The 18,812-nt window shown below is 70.6% G+C and carries 13 protein-coding genes and 2 pseudogenes; 9 read left to right on the top strand and 6 right to left on the bottom strand.

The genetic code is table 11. The features are described 5' to 3' along the window. Window positions 1–21: 21 nt before the first annotated feature. Window positions 22–765: a DUF3105 domain-containing protein gene (locus IEY30_RS16925; protein ID WP_030203004.1), complete on the bottom strand. Its 744-nt coding sequence runs from the start codon at window positions 763–765 to the stop codon at window positions 22–24. Between the two features lie 148 nt (window positions 766–913). Between IEY30_RS16925 and IEY30_RS16920 the strand changes: the two genes are divergently transcribed. Next, entirely contained in the window at window positions 914–1,840 is a 927-nt protein-coding gene (locus tag IEY30_RS16920) for a DNA-3-methyladenine glycosylase family protein (RefSeq protein ID WP_030203002.1), read from the top strand. A gap of 117 nt (window positions 1,841–1,957) precedes the next feature. Here IEY30_RS16920 and IEY30_RS16915 read toward each other — a convergent pair whose 3' ends face one another. The 3 genes from IEY30_RS16915 to IEY30_RS16905 all read right to left on the bottom strand — a co-directional run bounded on the left by IEY30_RS16915 (window position 1,958) and on the right by IEY30_RS16905 (window position 9,642). Then, window positions 1,958–4,012, bottom strand: a complete 2,055-nt coding sequence (locus IEY30_RS16915; RefSeq protein ID WP_030202998.1) for a PhoX family protein — start codon at window positions 4,010–4,012, stop codon at window positions 1,958–1,960. A 172-nt stretch (window positions 4,013–4,184) separates the two neighbouring features. Then, the gene (locus IEY30_RS16910; protein ID WP_030202995.1) at window positions 4,185–5,135 is read right to left on the bottom strand and encodes an acyl-CoA thioesterase; all 951 of its coding nucleotides are present in this window, start codon (window positions 5,133–5,135) and stop codon (window positions 4,185–4,187) included. A 169-nt stretch (window positions 5,136–5,304) separates the two neighbouring features. Continuing rightward, entirely contained in the window at window positions 5,305–9,642 is a 4,338-nt protein-coding gene (locus IEY30_RS16905; RefSeq protein ID WP_030202993.1) for a type VII secretion EssC family protein, read from the bottom strand. 287 nt (window positions 9,643–9,929) lie between these two features. Between IEY30_RS16905 and IEY30_RS16900 the strand changes: the two are divergent. The 3 genes and pseudogenes from IEY30_RS16900 to IEY30_RS16890 form a co-directional block, all read left to right on the top strand. Beyond that, window positions 9,930–10,559, top strand: a pseudogene (locus tag IEY30_RS16900) (ATPase, T2SS/T4P/T4SS family); the annotation flags it as partial. 72 nt (window positions 10,560–10,631) lie between these two features. Then, window positions 10,632–11,879: an ATP-binding protein gene (locus IEY30_RS16895; RefSeq protein ID WP_030202990.1), complete on the top strand. Its 1,248-nt coding sequence runs from the start codon at window positions 10,632–10,634 to the stop codon at window positions 11,877–11,879. 269 nt (window positions 11,880–12,148) lie between these two features. Next, a complete protein-coding gene (locus IEY30_RS16890; RefSeq protein WP_081920653.1) occupies window positions 12,149–13,060 on the top strand; it encodes an FkbM family methyltransferase in 912 nt (303 codons plus the stop codon). A 48-nt stretch (window positions 13,061–13,108) separates the two neighbouring features. On the opposite strand, the gene IEY30_RS16885 is transcribed toward IEY30_RS16890, so the two are convergent. Then, on the bottom strand, window positions 13,109–13,372 hold the full coding sequence (locus IEY30_RS16885) for a hypothetical protein (protein WP_030202986.1): 264 nt from the start codon (window positions 13,370–13,372) through the stop codon (window positions 13,109–13,111). Between the two features lie 169 nt (window positions 13,373–13,541). On the opposite strand from IEY30_RS16885, the gene IEY30_RS22310 reads away from it, so the two are divergent. Next, window positions 13,542–14,453: a rolling circle replication-associated protein gene (locus tag IEY30_RS22310; RefSeq protein ID WP_444545796.1), complete on the top strand. Its 912-nt coding sequence runs from the start codon at window positions 13,542–13,544 to the stop codon at window positions 14,451–14,453. A 170-nt stretch (window positions 14,454–14,623) separates the two neighbouring features. Here IEY30_RS22310 and IEY30_RS16875 read toward each other — a convergent pair whose 3' ends face one another. Then, window positions 14,624–16,015 (bottom strand): recombinase family protein, encoded by a 1,392-nt coding sequence (locus IEY30_RS16875; protein ID WP_030202980.1) that lies wholly within the window; start codon window positions 16,013–16,015, stop codon window positions 14,624–14,626. 22 nt (window positions 16,016–16,037) lie between these two features. On the opposite strand from IEY30_RS16875, the pseudogene IEY30_RS16870 reads away from it, so the two are divergent. The 4 genes and pseudogenes from IEY30_RS16870 to IEY30_RS16855 form a co-directional block, all read left to right on the top strand. After that, window positions 16,038–16,652 (top strand): annotated as a pseudogene (locus tag IEY30_RS16870) (ATPase, T2SS/T4P/T4SS family); the annotation flags it as partial. After that, window positions 16,652–17,518, top strand: a complete 867-nt coding sequence (locus IEY30_RS16865) for a type II secretion system F family protein (RefSeq protein WP_030202974.1) — start codon at window positions 16,652–16,654, stop codon at window positions 17,516–17,518. The pseudogene IEY30_RS16870 and the gene IEY30_RS16865, both read left to right, overlap by 1 nt. Then, on the top strand, window positions 17,515–18,492 hold the full coding sequence (locus IEY30_RS16860) for a type II secretion system F family protein (protein ID WP_081920651.1): 978 nt from the start codon (window positions 17,515–17,517) through the stop codon (window positions 18,490–18,492). Before IEY30_RS16865 ends, IEY30_RS16860 begins: the two co-directional genes overlap by 4 nt. A gap of 53 nt (window positions 18,493–18,545) precedes the next feature. Then, window positions 18,546–18,761 (top strand): hypothetical protein, encoded by a 216-nt coding sequence (locus tag IEY30_RS16855; RefSeq protein WP_030202972.1) that lies wholly within the window; start codon window positions 18,546–18,548, stop codon window positions 18,759–18,761. The last annotated feature ends 51 nt before the right edge of the window (window positions 18,762–18,812 follow it).

Genomic DNA, 18,812 nt, shown 5'->3' with positions numbered 1-18,812 from the left:
CGTGTCGTGCGTGCGCGATGCTCAGGCGGCGCCGGGCTCCGGGGCCGAGCTCCACGGGTGCTTCTTGACGAAGTCCTCGACGACGGTGGTGTTGAGGCCGCCGCACAGCTGGCGGTGGCCCATCTGGCCCGACACCTTGCCGGTCGCCTGGTCGACGTCGGCCGACCAGTGCGACAGGGCGTACTTCTTGCCGGCCGGGAACGCGCCGTAGGCGGGGTCCCAGGGGCTGATGAGGAACTTGTTGGCCGACTCCTTCATGGCGTTGACCTTGGTGGCGAGCGCCTGGAACGCGCCGGCCTGCTCCTTCTCGACGGAGCGGTCGTACCAGAGGATCGTGTAGCCGTGCTCGAGGTTGTGCACCAGCGTCTCGATCTGGGGCGCGTCGGCGACGGTGTAGACGCGGCGGGAGTCGACGGCGGGCACGGCGAAGTGCTTGCCGCTCGACGGCGGGACGGTGGAGTACTCGATCTTCGTGACGCTCGCCTTGTCGGTGCCGGGACCGACGTGGTCGCTCGAGCCGCTCGCGGGGTCGTTGGTCACCGGGTCGCACGAGGCTGCGGCGACGTCGCCGCTGATGTTGGCGAGCGCCTGGTCCTTCTTGTTCTGCTCACCGATGATCGCCCACGCGACGGCGGCGCCGATGATGGCGATGACCGCGACGCAGGCACCGATGACGACGAAGAGGCGACGGCGCTCGGCTCTCTTCTGGACCGCCTGCATCTCGGCGACGCGCTCGCGGCGGTCTCGGCTCGTCTCGCGGGCCATCGTTCCTCGTTTCCGGTCGGTCGGCCGATGTGGCCGGGCGGGCACTCACCTCGGGTGGTGCCGGTGTCGGTCGTGCGGGTGTGAGTCGCTCGTCGACCGGGACGACGAGGTCCCGGTCAACACGGAGCCGAGTGTAGGCGAGGATGTTGTGGTGCCCGAACCCTCGACCCGACGCTGGCGCAGCGACCGCGAGATCGCGCTCCGTGCCCAGCTCGGTGTCTTCCGTCGCGGTGCCGGCGACCCGACGTCGCGCTTCGCCCAGGACGGCACCGTGACCCGGGCCGCCCAGACGCCCGAGGGCGTCGGCACGCTGCATCTCGTGTGCCGGCCGGGGGAGTCCGAGGTCCTCGCCCAGGCGTGGGGTCCGGGGGCGTCGTGGCTGCTCGAGGCCGTGCCCGCGCTGCTCGGCGACGAGGACGACCCCTCGGGCTTCGAGCCGCACCACGACGTCGTCGCCGAGGCGTGGCGCCGCTTCTCACACTGGCGCGTGCCGCGCTCGGGCCTCGTGGTCGACGCACTCGTCCCGGCCGTCATCGAGCAGAAGGTGACCGGTCAGGAGGCGTTCGCCGGCTACCGGGTGCTCGTGCGCCGCTACGGCGTGGCGGCCCCCGGGCCGTTCCCGGGTCTCATGGCCCCGCCGACCGCCGCGGCCTGGGCGGCCGTCCCGTCGTGGGCGTGGCTGCAGGCCTCCGTCGACGGTGCCCGGTCGCGCACCGTGGTGCGGGCGATGGGGTATGCCGGCCGGCTCGAGGAGGGTGCGCGGGTGTCGGTCGCCGAGGCGCACCGTCGCCTGCGGGCCCTGCCGGGCATCGGGGTGTGGACCGCGGCGGAGGTGGCGCAGCGGGCCCTCGGTGACCCGGACTCCGTGTCGTTCGGCGACTACCATGTGGCCAAGGACATCGGGTGGGCCCTGACGGGGACCCCGGTCGACGACGAGGGGCTCGCCGAGCTGCTCGAGCCCTACCGTGGCCACCGCTACCGCGTGCAGCACCTGCTCGGTCTCGCCGGTCAGCACCGGCCGCGTCGCGGGCCGAGGATGGCCCCGCGGACGCACCTCCCGACGCGCACCCGCTGAACGGCATACGCCCTCGGGACGCACGACGGCCCGGCACCCCCCTGACGGTGCCGGGCCGGTGCGGACGGTGGTGTCCCGGCGGCCGCCGGGCCGCCGGGACACCGGGACACCGCGTCGTCACCTCCGGTAGGACACGACGACGCTCGGTCGCGGGAAGCCGTCGGTGTGCGGCCACGTGCTCGACGGCGTCTCGAAGGTGGCGCCGTCGGTCTCGCCCGGGTGCTGCACGGCGACGAACACCGACAGCTGGTCCTCGGTGACGAGGGGACCGCACGTCTCGGCACCGAAGGGCACGGTGAGGAACTGCTCGACGCGACCGCGGTCGGGGCCGGCGACCGGCACCCGGAAGAGGCCGTCGTTGGAGCCCAGGACGTTGCCGTCGGTCGAGATCCACAGGTTGCCGGCGGCGTCGAAGGCGACGTTGTCGGGGCAGCTGATCGGGCTGACCCTGGACTTGTCGTAGCCGGCGAAGTAGGTCTCCGGAGCTGCGGGGTCGCCGCAGACGAGGAAGAGGTCCCACGTGAATGTCGTTGCGGTGTGGTCGTTTTCGCGCTCGGTGAGCTCGAGGACGTAGCCGTTGCGGTTGCCGGACTTGCTCGTGAGCGGCGCGTCCAGGCTCGCCCGGACCATGCTCGAGGCGAGCGGGTTGGTCTCGTCCGTCGGGTACTTCACGCCGCGGTCGGAGTTGTTGGTCAGGGCGGCGTAGATCCTGCCGTTGACGGGGTTGGGCTCGACGTCCTCGGGGCGGTCCATCTTCGTCGGGCCGACGGTGTCGGCCGCCAGGCGCGTGTTGACGAGCACGTCGGCGACGGTCATGCCGGGGACGAAGGACGTCGTGTCGGAGGTCAGCGCGACCCACCTGCCCGCGCCGTCGAACTCCCCGTCGGCGGTGCCGTCGCCGGCGAACTTCGCGACGTAGAGGGTGCCCTTGGTCAGGAGGGTCTTGTTGTGCGCCCGGGCGGCCCGGGAGCTGCCCCTGCGGAAGCGGTCGGCGGAGACGAACTTGTAGAGGTAGTCGCCGCGCTCGTCGTCGCCCATGTAGGCGACGGCGTGGCCGGAGTCGGAGATCGTGACGTTGGCGCCCTCGTGCTTGAAGCGGCCGAGCATCGTCTGCTTGACCGGCGTCGAGTCGGGCTCGTAGGGGTCGACCTCGACGACCCAGCCGAAGCGGTAGGCCTCGTGCGGGTGCTTGCTGAGGTCGAAGCGCTCGTCGACGGACGACCAGCCGCGGTTCGTCGCGGCCGCGGTGGCGAGGCCGTAGCGCTTGAACGACGTGGTGTTCGCCGGGTCGACGGCGCCGCTCGCGTCGAAGTAGCCGTTGAAGTTCTCCTCGCCCGACAGGACGGTGCCCCACGGGGTCGTGCCGCCGGCGCAGTTGCCGAAGGTGCCGAGGACCTTCGTGCCGGTCGGGTCGGCGGCGGTGCGCAGCAGCTCGTGCCCGGCAGCCGGGCCGTGGAAGGCGAACTCGGTGTGCACGGTGATGCGGCGGTTGTGGCGGGCCTTGCGGTGGTCCGAGCGGATCCACGAGCCCTTGGCGCGGCCGCGCTCGATGGTGACGACGGCCATGCCGTGGGCGGCCATCGCGATCTTCTTGATCGTCGCGTCGTCGTACTCGCCGGTCGGGAACATGAGGTTCTCGTCCGTGTACTCGTGGTTGGTCACGAGCAGCGCGTGGCGGCCGCTGAGCGGGAGCACGCCGACGTAGTCGTTGTTGTAGCCGAACTGCTTGGCCTGGGCCTCGGGCGTCTGGGCGTGCGCGTCGAAGCGGGGAGCGCCGGCCTCGACCGGGTCGCCCCAGCGGATGACGACGTTGTGGGTGAACTCCGGCGCGTTCGTCACGGCGTCGGCCCGGTTGGGGGCGACGGGGGTGAAGGCGGCGCGGCTGACGTCGCCGGTCTGCCGGCCGCGGGCCGTGGCGGCAGCCGGGGCGCCGGTGGCAGCGGCGGGGGCGCTGGCGAGTCCGCCGACGACGAGGGCCCCGGCGCCGATGGCGCCGCCCCTGAGGAGCGAGCGGCGGGCGAGGGCGCCCTCGACGAGGTCACGCATCGCGGGGTTGGCCGACTCGTTGGGGACGGGGGCGTCGCAGGCGTTGTTGCAGCGGTAGTGGCACGTCATGCGGCTGCGCGAGCCGTGACGCGGGGTGGCGATCAGGGGGAGAAGCTTGGGGGTCACGCGGGTGCTCCTTCGGCGAGGTGAGTCCGCCGCGCCCCTCTGGTCGGCGCGGCTGGGAACCACCTGTGACGTTAGGAGCGCCGGGGGAAGGTGCGGGTGCTGCTCCGGTGGCCATCGGGTGAACGCCGCGTGTCGGCTCGGGCGCTCGCCGCAGGCCCGCGCCGTGCGTGCGTCAGGGGATGTGGCGCTCGGCGTCGACGCGGTTGCGCATCTCGACGAGCAGGCGGGCGTGGTCGCGCAGGGCGACGTCCTCGTCGCTGACCGGAGTCCACGGCCTGGCGGCCACGGCGTTGCCGTGGGCGTCGAGCGGCACGAAGACGATGAGCGAGTGCGTCGTCAGCTCGAGCTCGCCGGTGGCCGGGTCGCCCGACCGCACATGGACGCTGATGTGCATGCTCGCGGTGCCGGTGAGGAGCAGGCGCGCCTCCACCTCGACGAGGTGCCCGATGCGCAGCGGGCGGTAGAAGCGGACGCCGCCGGAGTAGACCGCGACGTTGGAGGCCGAGCCGGTCCAGCGGGTCGCGAGCACGTGCGCTGCCTCGTCGATCCAGCGCATGACGATGCCGCCGTGCACCTTGCCGCCCCAGTTGACGTCGGTCGGCGCGGCGAGGAAGCGGAGCACGACACGGGGTGCGGTGCCGGCGTCGCTGTAGGTCTGTGCGGCCATGGCCGTGGCGATCTCGGTGCGCAGGGCGATGCGCTTGACGGCGCTCTCCTGCCACTCACGGTCGTCGTCGTCCTCGGGGACGAGCTGGGGCACGGGCGTCGGCTTGCCGTGCTCGTCGACGGCGACGAAGACCATGATGCAGTCGGTGGTCGGCCTGAGGTCGCCCTCGCGCGGGTTTCCCGCGGAGACGGTGACGAGGATGTGCATGCTCGTGGTGCCGGTGTGGATGACGCGGGCGGTCGCCTCCACGAGGTCGCCGACCTCGACGGGGCGGGTGAAGCGCACGTTGCCGACGTAGGCCGTGACGCTGTAGGTGCCGCTCCACCCCGCCGCCGCCGCGTAGCCCGCCTTGTCGATCCACTCGAGGACCCGGCCGCCGCCGACGGTGCCGGAGTAGCCGGCGTCGGTGGGTGCAGCGAGGAAGCGCAGGGTGATCTCACGGGCGCCGCGGGTCATTCGGGTCCTCCTCGAGCGTGGGTGCTGACACGAGGGTGGCAGAGCAAGGGGGCAGGTGTCGCGTGGTCCGCGACGCGGGAGGGGCGCAGTGACGGACGGATCGAGGGTGGCGCCCGTCCGGCGTCACATCGGGCGTCACATCGGGCCTCGCCTCGGTGTTTCGGTCGGGTCAGCAGGCCTCTCTGCGCTCGCTGTCGCCCCGGACCGGCAGGGCAGGGCTCACGTGCCGCGGGTCGAGCAGCGCCACCTGCACGGGAGTCGCGTGACCGTCGACGATCAGGTGTCCGCGGCCCGGTCTGCGGACCGTCTCGGGGTGGAGCCGGACCCCGAGCACGTCGCCGTCCGCCGGTGTCGAGGCGCCGAGCAGGACGCCGAAGCCGTCGCGTGCGATCTCCGGCACGAGGCCGCGGAAGGCGCCGTTGGCCCGGGTGAGCTCCGCGGCGACGACGATGGCGCCGTCGGTGTCGTCGACGAGCCGGGCGAGGTCGACGAGGGCCCGCTCGACCGGACTGCCGTCCACGAGCTCCGCGTCGTCCACGACGACGCAGAGGTCCGGGTCGGCCCGTCGCGCGGCGATGAGGTCGTCCGCGTCGAGCTGGGTCAGCTCCAGGCACTCGCGGGCGGTCGCCCACGCCGACAGGATCGAGCGACGAGGGGCGACGAGGACGACGTGTCGTCCCTGCGACACGAGACCCTCGGCGATGGTGGCGAGGGTCGACGACCGCCCGGACCGGTGTGGCCCGGCGACGAGCACGCGGCCGTGGCCACGCCCGACCCGGAGCTCGGTCGGGGCGGCGTCGTCACCGCCGAGCCCGAGCCACACGCCGGGACATCCGGTCGGCAGGACGTCGTGCCCGACCCGCTCCGGGAGCGCAGTGATCCGCCACGGCCGTGACTGCTGCGCCGGCCTTGAGGGGCCGGGACCGGCGTGCGCCGCCAGGCCGGATTCCGCTGCGCGAGCAACGACCTCGGCGATCGGGGCCTGCGGGTCGTCCCCGGCGAGGGCCAGCTGCAGCTCGTGCCCGCTCAGGAGGTCTATCGCCCTGCCCGGGGGCCGGGCCGTGGCGGCGAGGGCCGGTGCGATGCCGGCGAGCGTCAGGTCCAGGGGGTCCGGCATGTGCAGCACCAGACGGCGTTCGAGCAGCCCCGGGAGCCGTCCGGACAGGATCGCCCGTCCGCCGGTGACGGCGAACCGCACGCCGGCCGCGGGACCGTCGCGCAGGAGCCGGTGCAGGTCGTCGACCGGGGTGCCGTGGTCGATGCGGGACAGCGACTCCTCCAGCGACTCCCAGCCGTCCACGAGCACGACGGTGCGAGCGGGGCCGGTCTCGTCGCCGTCGACGAGCCGGAGCAGCCGCGAGATGAGCCGACGCGCCGGCTCCGGGTCCGCGCCGTCGGTGACCGTGCCGACGTGGGGGAGCGGCGCGAGGGCGGCACAGGGTCCCGCGGCTCCCTGCAGCACGTGGACGTGGAGGTCCTGCGCCACCGAGCTCGCGGCGAGCCCCAGCGCCAGGGTCAGCAGCGCCGTGGACCGACCCGATCGCGGGCCGCCGGCGATGCCGAGGTGGCCACGCTCGCCGTCGCTCCAGCAGAAGAGCTCGCGGCGCTGGTGGGTCGGCACGTCGACGACCCCCAGGGGCACCCCGTCCACCTCGAGGGGGACCCCGTCGCCGATCGCGACGGCACGCAGGTCTGTAGCGGCCACCGCGTTCGGGAGCGGAGGCAGCCAGGGCGGCGTCGACGCGTCGATGCCGAGGACACGCGCGGCGGCGCGCGCGGCGGCGACGACCGCCTCGAGCTCGGTCGGACGGGCGGTCGCCCCGTGACCGGCCTCGTCAGTCGGTCCGGGCAACGGCAGTGACAGGTCGTGCACGACGACGCGGCTCGCGTCGGCCGCGCCTGGTGCACCTGCCACTCCGGGAGGATCCGGCAGCGGCCGGCCGAGATAGGCCGTCTGCACCGTCGTCAACCCACCGTCACCCCGGCGCAGACAGGCTCGTCCGGGGGCCCGGGGGTCGAGTGACGCGGCGTCGGCCGAGTCGACGACGTCCTCGCTGTCGGCGCGGTCGCGCACCCTCAGCGCGATGCGGCACGCCACATTGGCGCGCATGTCCGCCGAGACGATGCCCGCGGGGCGTTGCGTGGCCAGCACGAGGTGCAGCCCCAGGGAGCGCCCGAGGGCCGCGACCCGGACGAGGCCGGTGATGAAGTCCGGGAACTCGTCGGCGAGGGCCTTGAACTCGTCGACGACGATGACAAGCCGTGCCAGCGGTGGCAGCTCACGGCATACGGAAGCGGCCGCGCGGTAGCCGTCGAGGTCGCGTGCGGACGCCCGGGCGAAGAGCCGCTCGCGTCGCTTCATCTCGGCGTCGAGCGAGGTCAGGGCGCGGGCGGTGAGGTGCGCGTCGAGGTCGGTGACGAGTCCGACCGTGTGGGGCAGCCTCGCGCAGTCGCTGAACGCTGAACCGCCCTTGTAGTCGACGAGGACGAGACCGAGCTCGTCCGGCCGGTTGCTCACGGCGAGACCGGTCACGAGGGCCTGGAGCAGCTCGGACTTGCCGGACCCCGTGGTGCCCCCGACGAGCACATGCGGTCCGTCGGCGCTGAGGTCGAGGGTGAGGTGGCCGTCGGACGTTCGACCGAGCAGTGCAACCGGACGAGCCGTGCTGCGCGTCCACGACTCGACGAGCCCGTCGGCCGTGGACGGCTCGACCCCAGCGTCGCGGTGCAGGTCGACGAAGGACACCTCGCGAGGGACGGCAGCCTGACCGGTCTCCGGGGTGGCGTCGACGAAGGGGGCCATCGCGCGGCTCACCGCCTCGAGCCACCCCGGGGCCGGCAGGTCCGGCACGACGTCGGGCACGGTGTGGCCGTCCTCGCGGAGGATCGCCTCCTCCCCGCTCTCGCCGATGTCGAGCGACACCCGTGTCTCGGCGGGCAGCGACGTGATGTCGCGATCGGTGCAGATGAAGGCGACTCCTGCTCGCGGGCCGTCGGTGAGCAGCTCCGCCACTCCCGGGAGGGCCCGCATCGCGCTGGCCCCGTCGAGCACGACGAGGAGGTCGGGCGACGGGCGGGAGGTGCGGCCCGATGGGGCCTCGGCTGCGACGAGACGGCTGTCCACGAGGGTCCTGAGCGCGGCCACGTTCCGCGTCACCGCCGCTGCGCCCCCGACCACGTGGGCGCCCGACGCCCTGTCGTCCCGCGCGTGCGGCAGGTGGGTGGTCCAGGCCCAGTCCGCTACATGGTGCTCCGAGTCCGTCAGCACGTGCAGGCCGAGCCGGCGGGGCGTGTGCCACGTCACCGCTTGCGCGACGAGGGCACCCGCGACCGAGATGGTGTGGTCGCGGCGGCCGGCGATCCCGGCGATGCCGGACGTGGCGAGGTCCACGAGCGCCGGAAGCCGCTCGACGCGTGGCAGCCCGTCAGGTGCCGGACCCTCGACCTGGACGTCGGCGTCCTGCGTGGCGGTACCGACCCGGAGGACGAGATGGTCGTCGTCCTCAGGTCGCCGCTCCCAGAGGCGCGTGCCGCGGTGGCGCACGACCGCCTCGAGCCGGCTCAGGTCGGGTTGGGCGTCGTGACGACGCGCGGCGTCGGCGACGGCAGCACGGGCGAGGTCGCAGCGCGCGCTCTCGAGTGCTGTCGCGTGGTCGCGAACCAGCCGACGGTAGGACGTGCGTCCCGCCCGCCGGTCGCTCCACCACTGGCCGAGGAGCATCACGGGTGACAGCAGGGCGAAGAGGAGCAGCGTCGGCGAGGACAGGGCCAGCGCGAGCCCCGCCGACACGACCACCGGCGCGATGGAGGCGAGCAACGGCATCCGGTGGCGGTCCGGCCTGCTCGGTGCTTCAGGGAAGCTCACGACCTGCGTCGTGGTCCGGTCGCGGAAGCGCGGCTGCCGGTGGATGTGGACCTCCCCGTCGCGCACCTCGTGGTAGCCCGCGCGGACGTCGGGAGACCCCAGCACCAAGGTCGTGGAGGCCACGGTGAGGTGCTGGCCGGGGCGCAGAGGTGCGCCCTCGCAGGGCAGCTCGACACCGTCCAACCGTGACCTGTTGGTCGGCTCGAGGTCGCGCACGGTGATGCCCTCGGACGTCACCGCGACGACGGCGTGCGAGCGGGAGACGCCGGGGTCGTCCAGACGCACGTCGGCCGACGCGGCGCGGCCCAGCACGTGCTCACCCCTGCCGAGACGGACGGCCCGGCCGGCGCCGACCCCACCGACCACACGCAGCTCCACCGCACCGCGGCCGGCGCCGGTCGGTGGGGGGTCGTCAGGGCAGGCGACCGTCAGGAGCACTCCGCGCAGCAGCGGGGGAGCCCCCAGCACGTCGGAGCCCATCACGGGCCGCCCCTCGGTCCGGAACGCACAGCCGGGCACGCCGACGAGCTCGGACAGCTGCGACCGCACGTCCTCGAAGCGCGTGCCCGAGGCGGCCTCGACGAGCACGTGACGCGGTGCGGACGGGCGCCTCGTGTCGATGACGGTCATGGTCAGCTGCACGGGAGTCTCCTTGTCGTGGAGCCTCCATGAGACGGTCTGCGGCTGCAGTACCCAGCTCTCCGTGCACAGCTGTGGACTGACGCAGCGAGATGCGCCGGGCGAGGGCTACGGTGCCTCGTCCTCGGCTCGCCGACCCTGCCGAGACCGGCTCCCACAAGGCGATCGAGACCGGACCTGTGGATGACGAGATCGTGCCCCGGGCCTGGTGGCTTAGCTTGAACGCGCCAGACCGCAGGAGTCCGGGCAGGATGTCGGGCGAAGCAACTCACAGGGTTCAGGGGATGGGCATGTCGACACAGGAAGCGGTGCGCCACGTCGAGGGCGAGGTCCGCGAGCTGATCCGCCGCTCGGGTCTCGATCCGGCGAGCGACACGAAGGCGGTGCGACGGCTCGTCCAGGACGCCGTCCAGGACTACGACGAGCGGTCCCTGCACGGTGGTCTGCCCTCACTGGGTGACCAGCGGCTCGCGGTCCACTCGATCCTGGCGGTCGTGGCCGGCTACGGTCCGCTCCAGCAGTACTTCGACGATCCGGCCGTCGAGGAGATCTGGATCAACGAGCCCTCTAAGGTCTTCATCGCGCGTGGCGGCATCGCCGAGCTCACCCCGACGATCCTCACGGCGGACGAGGTGCGCGACCTCGTCGAGCGCATGCTCAAGAGCAGCGGTCGACGCGTCGACCTCAGCAGCCCCTTCGTCGACGCCACCCTGGCGGACGGCTCGCGGCTGCACGTCGTCATTCCCGACATCAGCCGCGCCCACTGGCAGGTCAACGTCCGCAAGTTCGTCGTCAAGGCCGACCACCTCGACGACCTCGTCCGGCTCGGCACGATGCCCCGCCAGGCAGCGACGTTCCTCGAGGCAGCGGTGGCGAGCGGTCTCAACGTCCTCGTCGCCGGCGGCACCCAGGCGGGCAAGCCCGCTAGTTCCCAATACGCCCCCATCGAGCCTTGAGCCTCCGACACGGCGGGATGCCTTAGCCTTGCCCCCATGGCCGCGCGTTCGAAGCTCTCTATCCCATCCCTAGATAGGCTCTTTGGGGTCGAGGCGGAGAGGAAGATCTCGGAGTCCGGCGTCCGCAACGTGTTCACTCCGCATCAGCCGATCTCGGAGGCGACTCTGCTTTCCGGACGCAAGGATGAGATCAAGAAGGTCGCAGCCACCCTGAACACGCCCGGGCAGCACGTGTTGCTTTATGGCGAGAGGGGCGTTGGTAAGAGTTCGCTGGCCAACGTCTGCTCACTGGTTTTGGGATACATGAAGGACCTGAAGCTCTTCGTGAAGCGGTGCGACCAGTCGGACACTTTCGAGTCCATCATGCAGGCTCCCCTTTCCGCAGTAGGTGCGGATCTGAGCTTGACTGGGGTGACTGAGACGGTGGATAACAAATTTGCTGCCGACGCGAAACTGATCAAGGGCGAGCGAGCGGAATCTGTCGTCCAGGCTTATCAGAAGCACCACTCGCTTAGCCCGTCCGTGGTCGCGGAAGCCATCCAAGGTCTCGAAGCGCTGATGGTCGTCGACGAGGCGGATGCGATCGCCAACTCTGAGGACCGCCGCAAACTCGCCGAACTGATCAAGCTGTTGAGCGACGCGGGCTCCCAGTTCAAGATGATGGTCGTGGGCATCGCGTCCACGGGCGCTGAGTTGACGGCGGCGCATCCGTCGGTGCAGCGGTGTTTGCGGGAAACCAAACTTGGACGGATGTCCAACCCCGAGTTGAAGCAGATCGTGGACGATGGCAGCGAGAAACTTTCGCTCCACTTCCATCCGAAGGTTACGCAGAGCATTGTGGCGCTCAGCGCGGGGTTTCCACACTTCACTCAGTTGATGGCGCTCAAATGCGCTGAAGAGGCAATTGCCGAGGATCGAACCTATATCGAAGAGAAGCATCTGAAGGCGGCGTTGAGTTCGGCGGTTCAAGACGCCGAAGGTACTCTCAAGCGGGCCTACGAGGATGCCACGCGCTCCTTCGGCACTCAAATGTATGAGGAGATCGTGTCCGCCGCGGCGACCATCACCTCGGAGGAATTCAATGCGGCCGCTCTCCGAGAGGCAATCGAGAGGCGAACTGGTGAGGCCATGTCGCAAGGCTCGTTGAACAACTATCTGCAGCGTCTCGTGTCTGTGGATGGCTCGCGAATCATGCAGCGGACGGCGAAGGGGGTCTATCGGCTCTCGGATCCCCGGATGGCGAGCTACGTCAGGATGAGGAACATGATGGAGCCGCCAGACTGAGCGCAGCAGACGCTCTTGACTTGAAGTAGCAACACAACTCGTTCGGTGCTGGGCAGAAGTGGGCGTCGTCCCATAGAGGCGGTCGTTAGGTGCCGGGGGAGCGCGTCACAGGGCGCGGAGCGGCGGAGCGAACCCTTGACGAGCGGCGGAGGCATCGGAGACTGGCGCGGCGGGACGGCGACCGCCGAAACAGACCCCTACGTCGGCGCGGCTCGGGCTGGTCCGCGGGAAACACCACAAAGGGAGGCACTCCGGGCTAACCTCCGAGGATGAACTCGGTGAAGGGGTCTTTGTTCGGCGGGTTCCGGTGGGTGTTCTCACGACTGTTCGGCACGAAAGCCGCAAAGTTGATCTGGCGCGTGCCAGGTGCCCACCGGCTCTATCAGTGGCTGATGCCCAACCTTCGGCCAGCCACGGTGGAGGTCGACGGGCACACGATCCACCTCGACGCGATGGATTCGCTGCTGCTGTCCATCAACGGCAACTACGAGCAGTTCGAGCAAAGTGTGTTCAAAGCCTGCCTGCGGCCGGGTGACACGGTCGTCGACGTTGGCGCGCACATAGGGCTCTACACGCTGCAGGCCGCGCGGACGGTCGGGCCAGACGGTCGTGTGATCGCGTTCGAACCTTCCTCCGCGAACTTCGCGCTGCTCGCTCGCAACATTGAGGCCAACGAATACGCACAGGTCGAGTTGGTCCAAGCGGCTGTAGCGGACGTCACGGGCCGGATGGAGTTGTCGCTCTCTGCCGAGAACACCGGGGACCACTCACTTGTCGGTGCCAGCACGGCCGACCGCGAGACGGAAGGCGTGGACGTTGTGACGCTCGACGACGCCGTCGGAGCGTCGCCGGTAGCGGTATGGAAGATGGACGTCCAAGGTGCCGAGCCGGCCGTACTGGCCGGGGCCAAGCGGATGCTGGAGGCGAGCCCGGAGGTCGTCCTTTTCACCGAACTCAGCCCAGGTCACCTCCGCGATTGGGGCGGTACAGCGGCCTACGTCGACTCTTTGGTTGATGCTGGCTTCGCTCTCTTCGAGCTTGACGAGCATGCGGCGACGCTACGTCCTGTGGATCCGGTTACATTGGGCGAGTTGCCGGTGGAGAGCACGGCTGTGTTCCTGAATCTGGTGTGCGCCAAGGGCGCCAAGGCGAAGGAAAGACTGCTGGCCGCGGTGGCGTGAAGAAGGGCGGCCGCCCAGAAGAAGGGCGGGCGGGAGCAGGTCGGGGTCCTAGAAGAAGCCGCCCACGGTCGGGCCCATGACGCCGAAGTTGTCGCAACTGGTGCAGGCCCACACCCCGGCGGCCTCGGTCTGCCCGAGGAACTGCAGCGCGGGCCCTAGGTCTATGCCTCGTTCGCTGATTTGCTCGGCGGTCAGCCACTCCACGGGCGAGGCACACTCGGTGCAGTTGGTGCGCATCATGCTCGCCAGTCCGGAGACGGGCGGCGTCTTGCTCGGCGCGTGGCGCGACTTGTGGCGGCTCCGGTTCCCCATGCTGGCGAGTGTGACAGGAACCAATGACAACGGTGTGGTTTGCGTGTTTTCATGGTCGCAGCGGCGCCTCCGGCCGGGGGCGAACAACCAACTAACTAACTGATCGCCTTGTGCCCGGGGCAAACAATGGGGCCACGAACGACGACACAGCGTTCGGGCCCATCGACGGGTGACGGGAATCCGGGTCGGCTCATCCGCAGGAGCCAGGCATCGCTCCCTGATAACTAACGAACTCACTTTGGACCGGCCGAGCCTCTGGCTCCCGGTCCTTGCGCGTTCCGGGGGCTCCACCCTCGTTGCCCGTGGAGTCGTTGTGTCTGTGTCGGTTCGTAACCCACCACCCCGTGCCGGGTGGGCCTTATCGTTGTGCGCTGCCGCCGGGGAGGGTGGCGGCTCGTTCGTGTCGAGCAAACCTCCGAAACCCCGTGGCTTCGTCGGTGGGCCTGCAGCGGACCCTGCACGGGCGCGTGCCGAGGCTGGTCGTCGGGCGCGTGGTCGGCTTCGGCGGTACTGCGCAGCGAATCGGCTGACGCGGCTGGGGACGCTCACCTACGCGGGTGAGGGGGTTCACGACCAGCGCGAGGTCCGTCAGCACGTCGGAGTCTTCTTCCGGAACCTGCGGGACTCCTTGGGCGGGGAGCCGATGCCCTACGTGTGGGTGCCGGAGTGGCACAAGAACCATGGCTTGCACCTGCACTTCGGGGTGGGTCAGTTCATCCCGCGCGGGAAGATCGCTGCGGCATGGGGCCGCGGGCACGTCCACATCAAGCTGAAAAGTGCCCGGTTGCCTGCCGGGGCTGGCTCGCTTGCTCAGGCGCGGGCCAATGCCGGGTACTTGTCGAAGTACGTGTCGAAGACCTTTGAGGCGGAGGACGATCCGGCCAAGGAGAGGCCACGGGGGCTTCACCGTTTCGACGTCGCTCAGGGGTTCACGCCGAAGACGACTCGGATCTGGGCGACGAGCCGCGCAGAGTTGATCGAGTTCGCCTCCGGCGCGATGGGCGGGGCTCCCGAGCGGATGTGGTTCTCCGCGGACGAAGAGGAGTGGGAGGGGCCGCCGTCCCTGTGGTTGCAGTGGTGAGGCTCAGCGGGGAGGAGTTGGCGGCGTGGGTCGCGAGGTCCTGTGAGCTCTCGGGGGTTCCGGTGTTCGTCGCGGATCCCGCGGCGCTGGGTCGGGTTGGGAGGCTGGTGGGTGGTGGCCCTGGAGCCCCCGCACGGCGCGCTAGCGCCGAGGAGGCTCCAGGGCGACGCTCACAGCTTCCAGTGAACCTCGACGCGGGCCGGGTCGATGCTGCGGGCTCCCATGGTTCCGGGGGCGATGGTGATGTGGTCGACGAGGGCTTTGACGATGGCGACCTGCTTGCCTAGAGGCATGGCTGGCCACTCTGTGCGCAGCGCGCTGGCGTTGCCAATGTGGCCGGCGATGACGGTCGAGCCGGCCTGCTGGGCTTGCCGGCTGCGGTTGGCCTTCAGTCGCGCGTCGATGATCCTGCGCGCCTTCATCCATTCGGGCGCGGTGATGTCGCCCGCTGCGTAGAGGGCGGCAAGTTCGTCGAGCTGCGCGGCGTCGGCGGCGATGGATTCGCTCAGGGCTGCGGTGTTCTCGTCGGCTCGTTGGCGGCCTTCGATGGCAGCGGCGAGTTCAGGGGTGTCGAGCCGGTAGAGCACGGCGTCGGTGATGAGGTCCTCGACGGTTGCGCTGATCATGATGCCGCCGCAGCCGCCGAAGTCGGCTCCGGATCTGCACATGTACCGGCGTCGGCCTCGGGTCTGGCCGGTGACCATCTTGCCTCCGCACTTGCCGCATCGGCAGAGCCCAGACAGTAGGTAGGAGCGGGCGGTGCGGTTGGTCCGGCGTGCAGGGTCGGTGAGCAGGGCCACGATGCGGGCGTGCTCGTCCTCGCTGATGATTGGGGGCCAGAGCGCCTTTCCGATCACTTGCCCTTGGTGCTCGCGCAGCCCGGCCATGCGTGGCGACTTCAACTGGTTCCGCAGGGTGACGGTGCGCCACTCCTTGCCAGTGACGGTTCGGATCTCGTTGTCCTGCAGCCACTGCGTGAGGCTGACCAGCGGCTCACCGGCGAGCAGACGGGCCGCCAGGTCGCGGATGACGGCGGCCTCGACCGGGTGATGGGTCACCTTGTCAGGCTGGAACCCGAAGGGTCGTGGTCCGCCTCCAGACGGTTTCCCGGCCTGCGCCAGTTCCAGCATCTTGCGCTTGGACCTGCGGGACTTCGCATCGGACTCGGCAGCGGCCACGGCGCCCATGAGTCGCGCGATGAGCAAGCCGTCTCCTGTCCCGAGGTTGAGATCACCCGTGACTGTCGCGAGGTCCTTCACGCCTGCCTCGGCGCACGTGTCGACGAACTCCTCCAGCTCGATCGGGCGCCGGTGCAGGCGGTCCACGTGGTACACCAGCACCGCGTCCGCCTCGCGGCTACGGATCGCCTCGAGCATCGCCCGGTAGGCCGGTCGCCGCTTGCCGCTGTATGCCGACACGTCGTCGTCGACGTACTCCGCCACGATGGGCCACCCACGGCGTTCGGCCTCGGCGCGGCAGTCGGCCAACTGGCGTTTGACGCCGAGGCCTTCCCCGACCCGGTCTTGGGAGATGCGGGCGTAGATCACGGCAGCTTTGGGCATGGAGGCAGACTAGCGAACAGTGGGCAAGACCACTCTGCTCAACTGCTTGGCCGCCGCCATCCCGCCGCGCGAGCGCATCGTCACGTGCGAGGAGGTCTTCGAACTGAAGATCCCACAGCGGGACGTAGCAGCGATGCAGTGTCGCCAGCCCAGCCTCGAGGGAACCGGAGAGGTCCCGCTGCGACGTCTCGTCAAGGAGGCGCTGCGCATGCGTCCGTCGCGAATCATCGTCGGGGAGGTGCGCCAGGAGGAGAGCCTCGACCTGCTCATCGCCTTGAACAGTGGCGTTCCCGGCATGTGCACCGTGCACGCCAACAGCGCCCGAGAGGCCGTGACGAAGATGTGCACGCTCCCTCTGCTGGCCGGTGAGAACGTCTCGAGCCGCTTCGTCGTGCCGACCGTGGCCGCGGCCGTCGACATCGTCGTGCACGTCGCCCTCGAGCGCGACGGCGTCCGACGGGTCCGGGAGGTCGTGGCAGTCCCCGGCCGGGCCGAGGGCGACGTCATCGAGATCGCCGACCTCTTCGTCACGCGCGGGGGAGCGCTGCACCGTGCCGATGGTTTTCCGCCGCACCGCGAGGCATTCGAGCGGGCCGGCTACGACGTGGCCGCCCTTCTCGCGCAGGTGGACCCGTGATCTCGCCTCTGTTCGTAGGCCTCCTCTTTGCGGCCGGCGTCTTCTTCATCTACTGGTCGTTCTGGCCTCAGGAGGCGGAGCGGGAGCGGACCCGGCAGGGCGGCTTCATGGTCGAGCTGCGTGACCACCTGACCCAGGCCGGATACTCCTCGGTGACCCCGGCCAACGTCGTGCTCGGGTCTGTCGTCCTGTTCGTCATCGCCTTCGTCATGGTGCTCGCCCTGACCCGCGTGGTCCCCATCGCGCTGTGTTTCAGTCTGATGGCCGGGGCCGTACCGCTCTCGCTCGTGCGGATGCGGGCGCGCAAGCGCCGCAACAAGCTTCGTGACCTGTGGCCCGACGTCGTCGACAACATCACGTCCGGGGTGCGGGCGGGGCTCGCGCTGCCCGAAGCCCTGTCGCAGCTGGCGGTGCGCGGACCGGCAGAGCTCCGGCCGGCCTTCGCGGCGTTCGCCGAGGACTACCGCACGACCGGCCGCTTCCACGATTGCCTCGACCGGCTCAAGGACCGGCTCAGCGACCCCGTCGGCGACCGCATCGTCGAGTCCCTCCGGATCGCCCGCGAGGTCGGCGGCAGCGACCTCGGCAAGCTGCTCCGCACGCTCTCCACGTTCCTGCGAGAGGACGCCCGCACCCGTTCCGAGCTCGAGACGCGACAGAGCTGGACGGTCAACGCGGCCCGGCTCGCGGCCGGCGCCCCCTGGGTGATCCTCGGCCTGCTCGCGCTGAACGGCAGCTCCCTCGCGGCCTACTCCTCGCCGACCGGTTGGGCGGTCCTCGCCGTCGGGGCGGGCCTGTGCGTCGTGGCCTACCGGGCCATGGTGTGGATCGGCCGCCTTCCTGAGGAAGAGCGGGTGCTGCGGTGAACGGGTTCTGGTCGCGTCTGAGCAGTCTTCTCGGAGAGGGCTGGTCGTGGGTCGGTGCCAGCGCTGGTGTGCTGCTGCTCGCAGGGATCGCGCTGGTCCTCGCCGGTCTGCCGGTCAACCGCCGACCCACGCTCGACGACCGCCTCGAGCCCTACCTGCGTGACACGCCGCGACCGTCCACGCTGCTGTCGAGGCCGACACCGCCCCGCGGGCCTTTCGGCTTCGGCGAGCTCTTCGCACCCTACGTCGCCAAGCTCGGCGCAGGGGTGGGCTCGGCCCTCGGTGGGGCTCCCTCGGTCGCGCGGCGTCAGCTGCGGGCAGGGCAGCCGGCCGACGTCGACCGCTTCCGCGCCGAGCAGGTCATGTCGGGGGCGGTCGGTGCGCTCGTGGGACTGCTCTTCACCGCCGTGATCGCCGTGGCCCAGCGCCGTTTCCCGCTTCCGGTCCTGGTCTCGATGGTTCTTGTCGGCGTCCTCGGCGGCGTCGCGGGCCGTGACTACCTCCTCAGCCGGGCGGCTGCCCGTCGCGAGGCGCGCATGCTGACCGAGTTCCCGACGGTGGCAGAGCTGCTCGCGCTCGCGGTCAGCGCGGGGGAGGGCGCCGTCGGTGCGTTGGAGCGCGTCTGCCGGTTGTCGCACGGCGAGCTCTCCGACGAGCTGCGACGGTGCCTGGCCGATGCACGCGCCGGCGCCAACCTGCCGACGGCCCTGCAGGGGCTCGCCGACCGCACCGGGCTGATGAGCCTGACCCGCTTCGTCGACGGCATCGTCGTCGCCGTCGAGCGGGGCACTCCGCTGGCCGAGGTGCTCCGGGCCCAGGCCCAGGACGTCCGCGAGGACGGTCGGCGCACGCTCATGGAGGAGGGTGGCAAGAAGGAGATCTACATGATGGTCCCCATCGTGTTCCTGACCCTGCCCGTGACCGTGCTCTTCGCGCTCTATCCGGGACTCAGCTTCCTCCACCTCAAGCTCTGACAGCCGGCCTCCCGGCTGCCTCACCACCGCACCACGACACAGGGAGAACGAGAATGAACCGCATCATCCGGAGCCACCACCGCGCACGAGCGGCTCTCGTGGCCGCCGTGTCCCGGCGCATCGACGGTCCCCGCGACCGGGGCGACGTCCCGGGCTGGGTCCTCATCACGATCATGACCGCAGGGCTCGTGACCGCTCTCTGGGCCATCGCCGGCCCGCAGCTCGGGGAGCTCTTCAGCGACGCCATCTCGGACGTCAAGGGACCGTGAGGCCCGAGGGGCTCGCGGCACTGCTCGGCCCCGCGACACTCCTCGACCGTC

This window comes from Terrabacter tumescens, assembly GCF_014646815.1.
Lineage (GTDB): Bacteria > Actinomycetota > Actinomycetes > Actinomycetales > Dermatophilaceae > Terrabacter > Terrabacter tumescens.
This window is presented reverse-complemented; position numbering and strand designations above follow the sequence as displayed.

Excerpts from the sequence above, each read along its gene's own strand:
- IEY30_RS16885 (WP_030202986.1), bottom strand. The coding sequence starts at position 13,372 with ATGGGGAACCGGAGCCGCCACAAGTCGCGCCACGCGCCGAGCAAGACG.
- IEY30_RS16910 (WP_030202995.1), bottom strand. The coding sequence starts at position 5,135 with ATGACCCGCGGCGCCCGTGAGATCACCCTGCGCTTCCTCGCTGCACCC.
- IEY30_RS16895 (WP_030202990.1), top strand. The coding sequence starts at position 10,632 with ATGGCCGCGCGTTCGAAGCTCTCTATCCCATCCCTAGATAGGCTCTTT.
- IEY30_RS16875 (WP_030202980.1), bottom strand. The coding sequence starts at position 16,015 with ATGCCCAAAGCTGCCGTGATCTACGCCCGCATCTCCCAAGACCGGGTC.
- IEY30_RS16925 (WP_030203004.1), bottom strand. The coding sequence starts at position 765 with ATGGCCCGCGAGACGAGCCGAGACCGCCGCGAGCGCGTCGCCGAGATG.
- IEY30_RS16890 (WP_081920653.1), top strand. The coding sequence starts at position 12,149 with ATGAACTCGGTGAAGGGGTCTTTGTTCGGCGGGTTCCGGTGGGTGTTC.
- IEY30_RS16855 (WP_030202972.1), top strand. The coding sequence starts at position 18,546 with ATGAACCGCATCATCCGGAGCCACCACCGCGCACGAGCGGCTCTCGTG.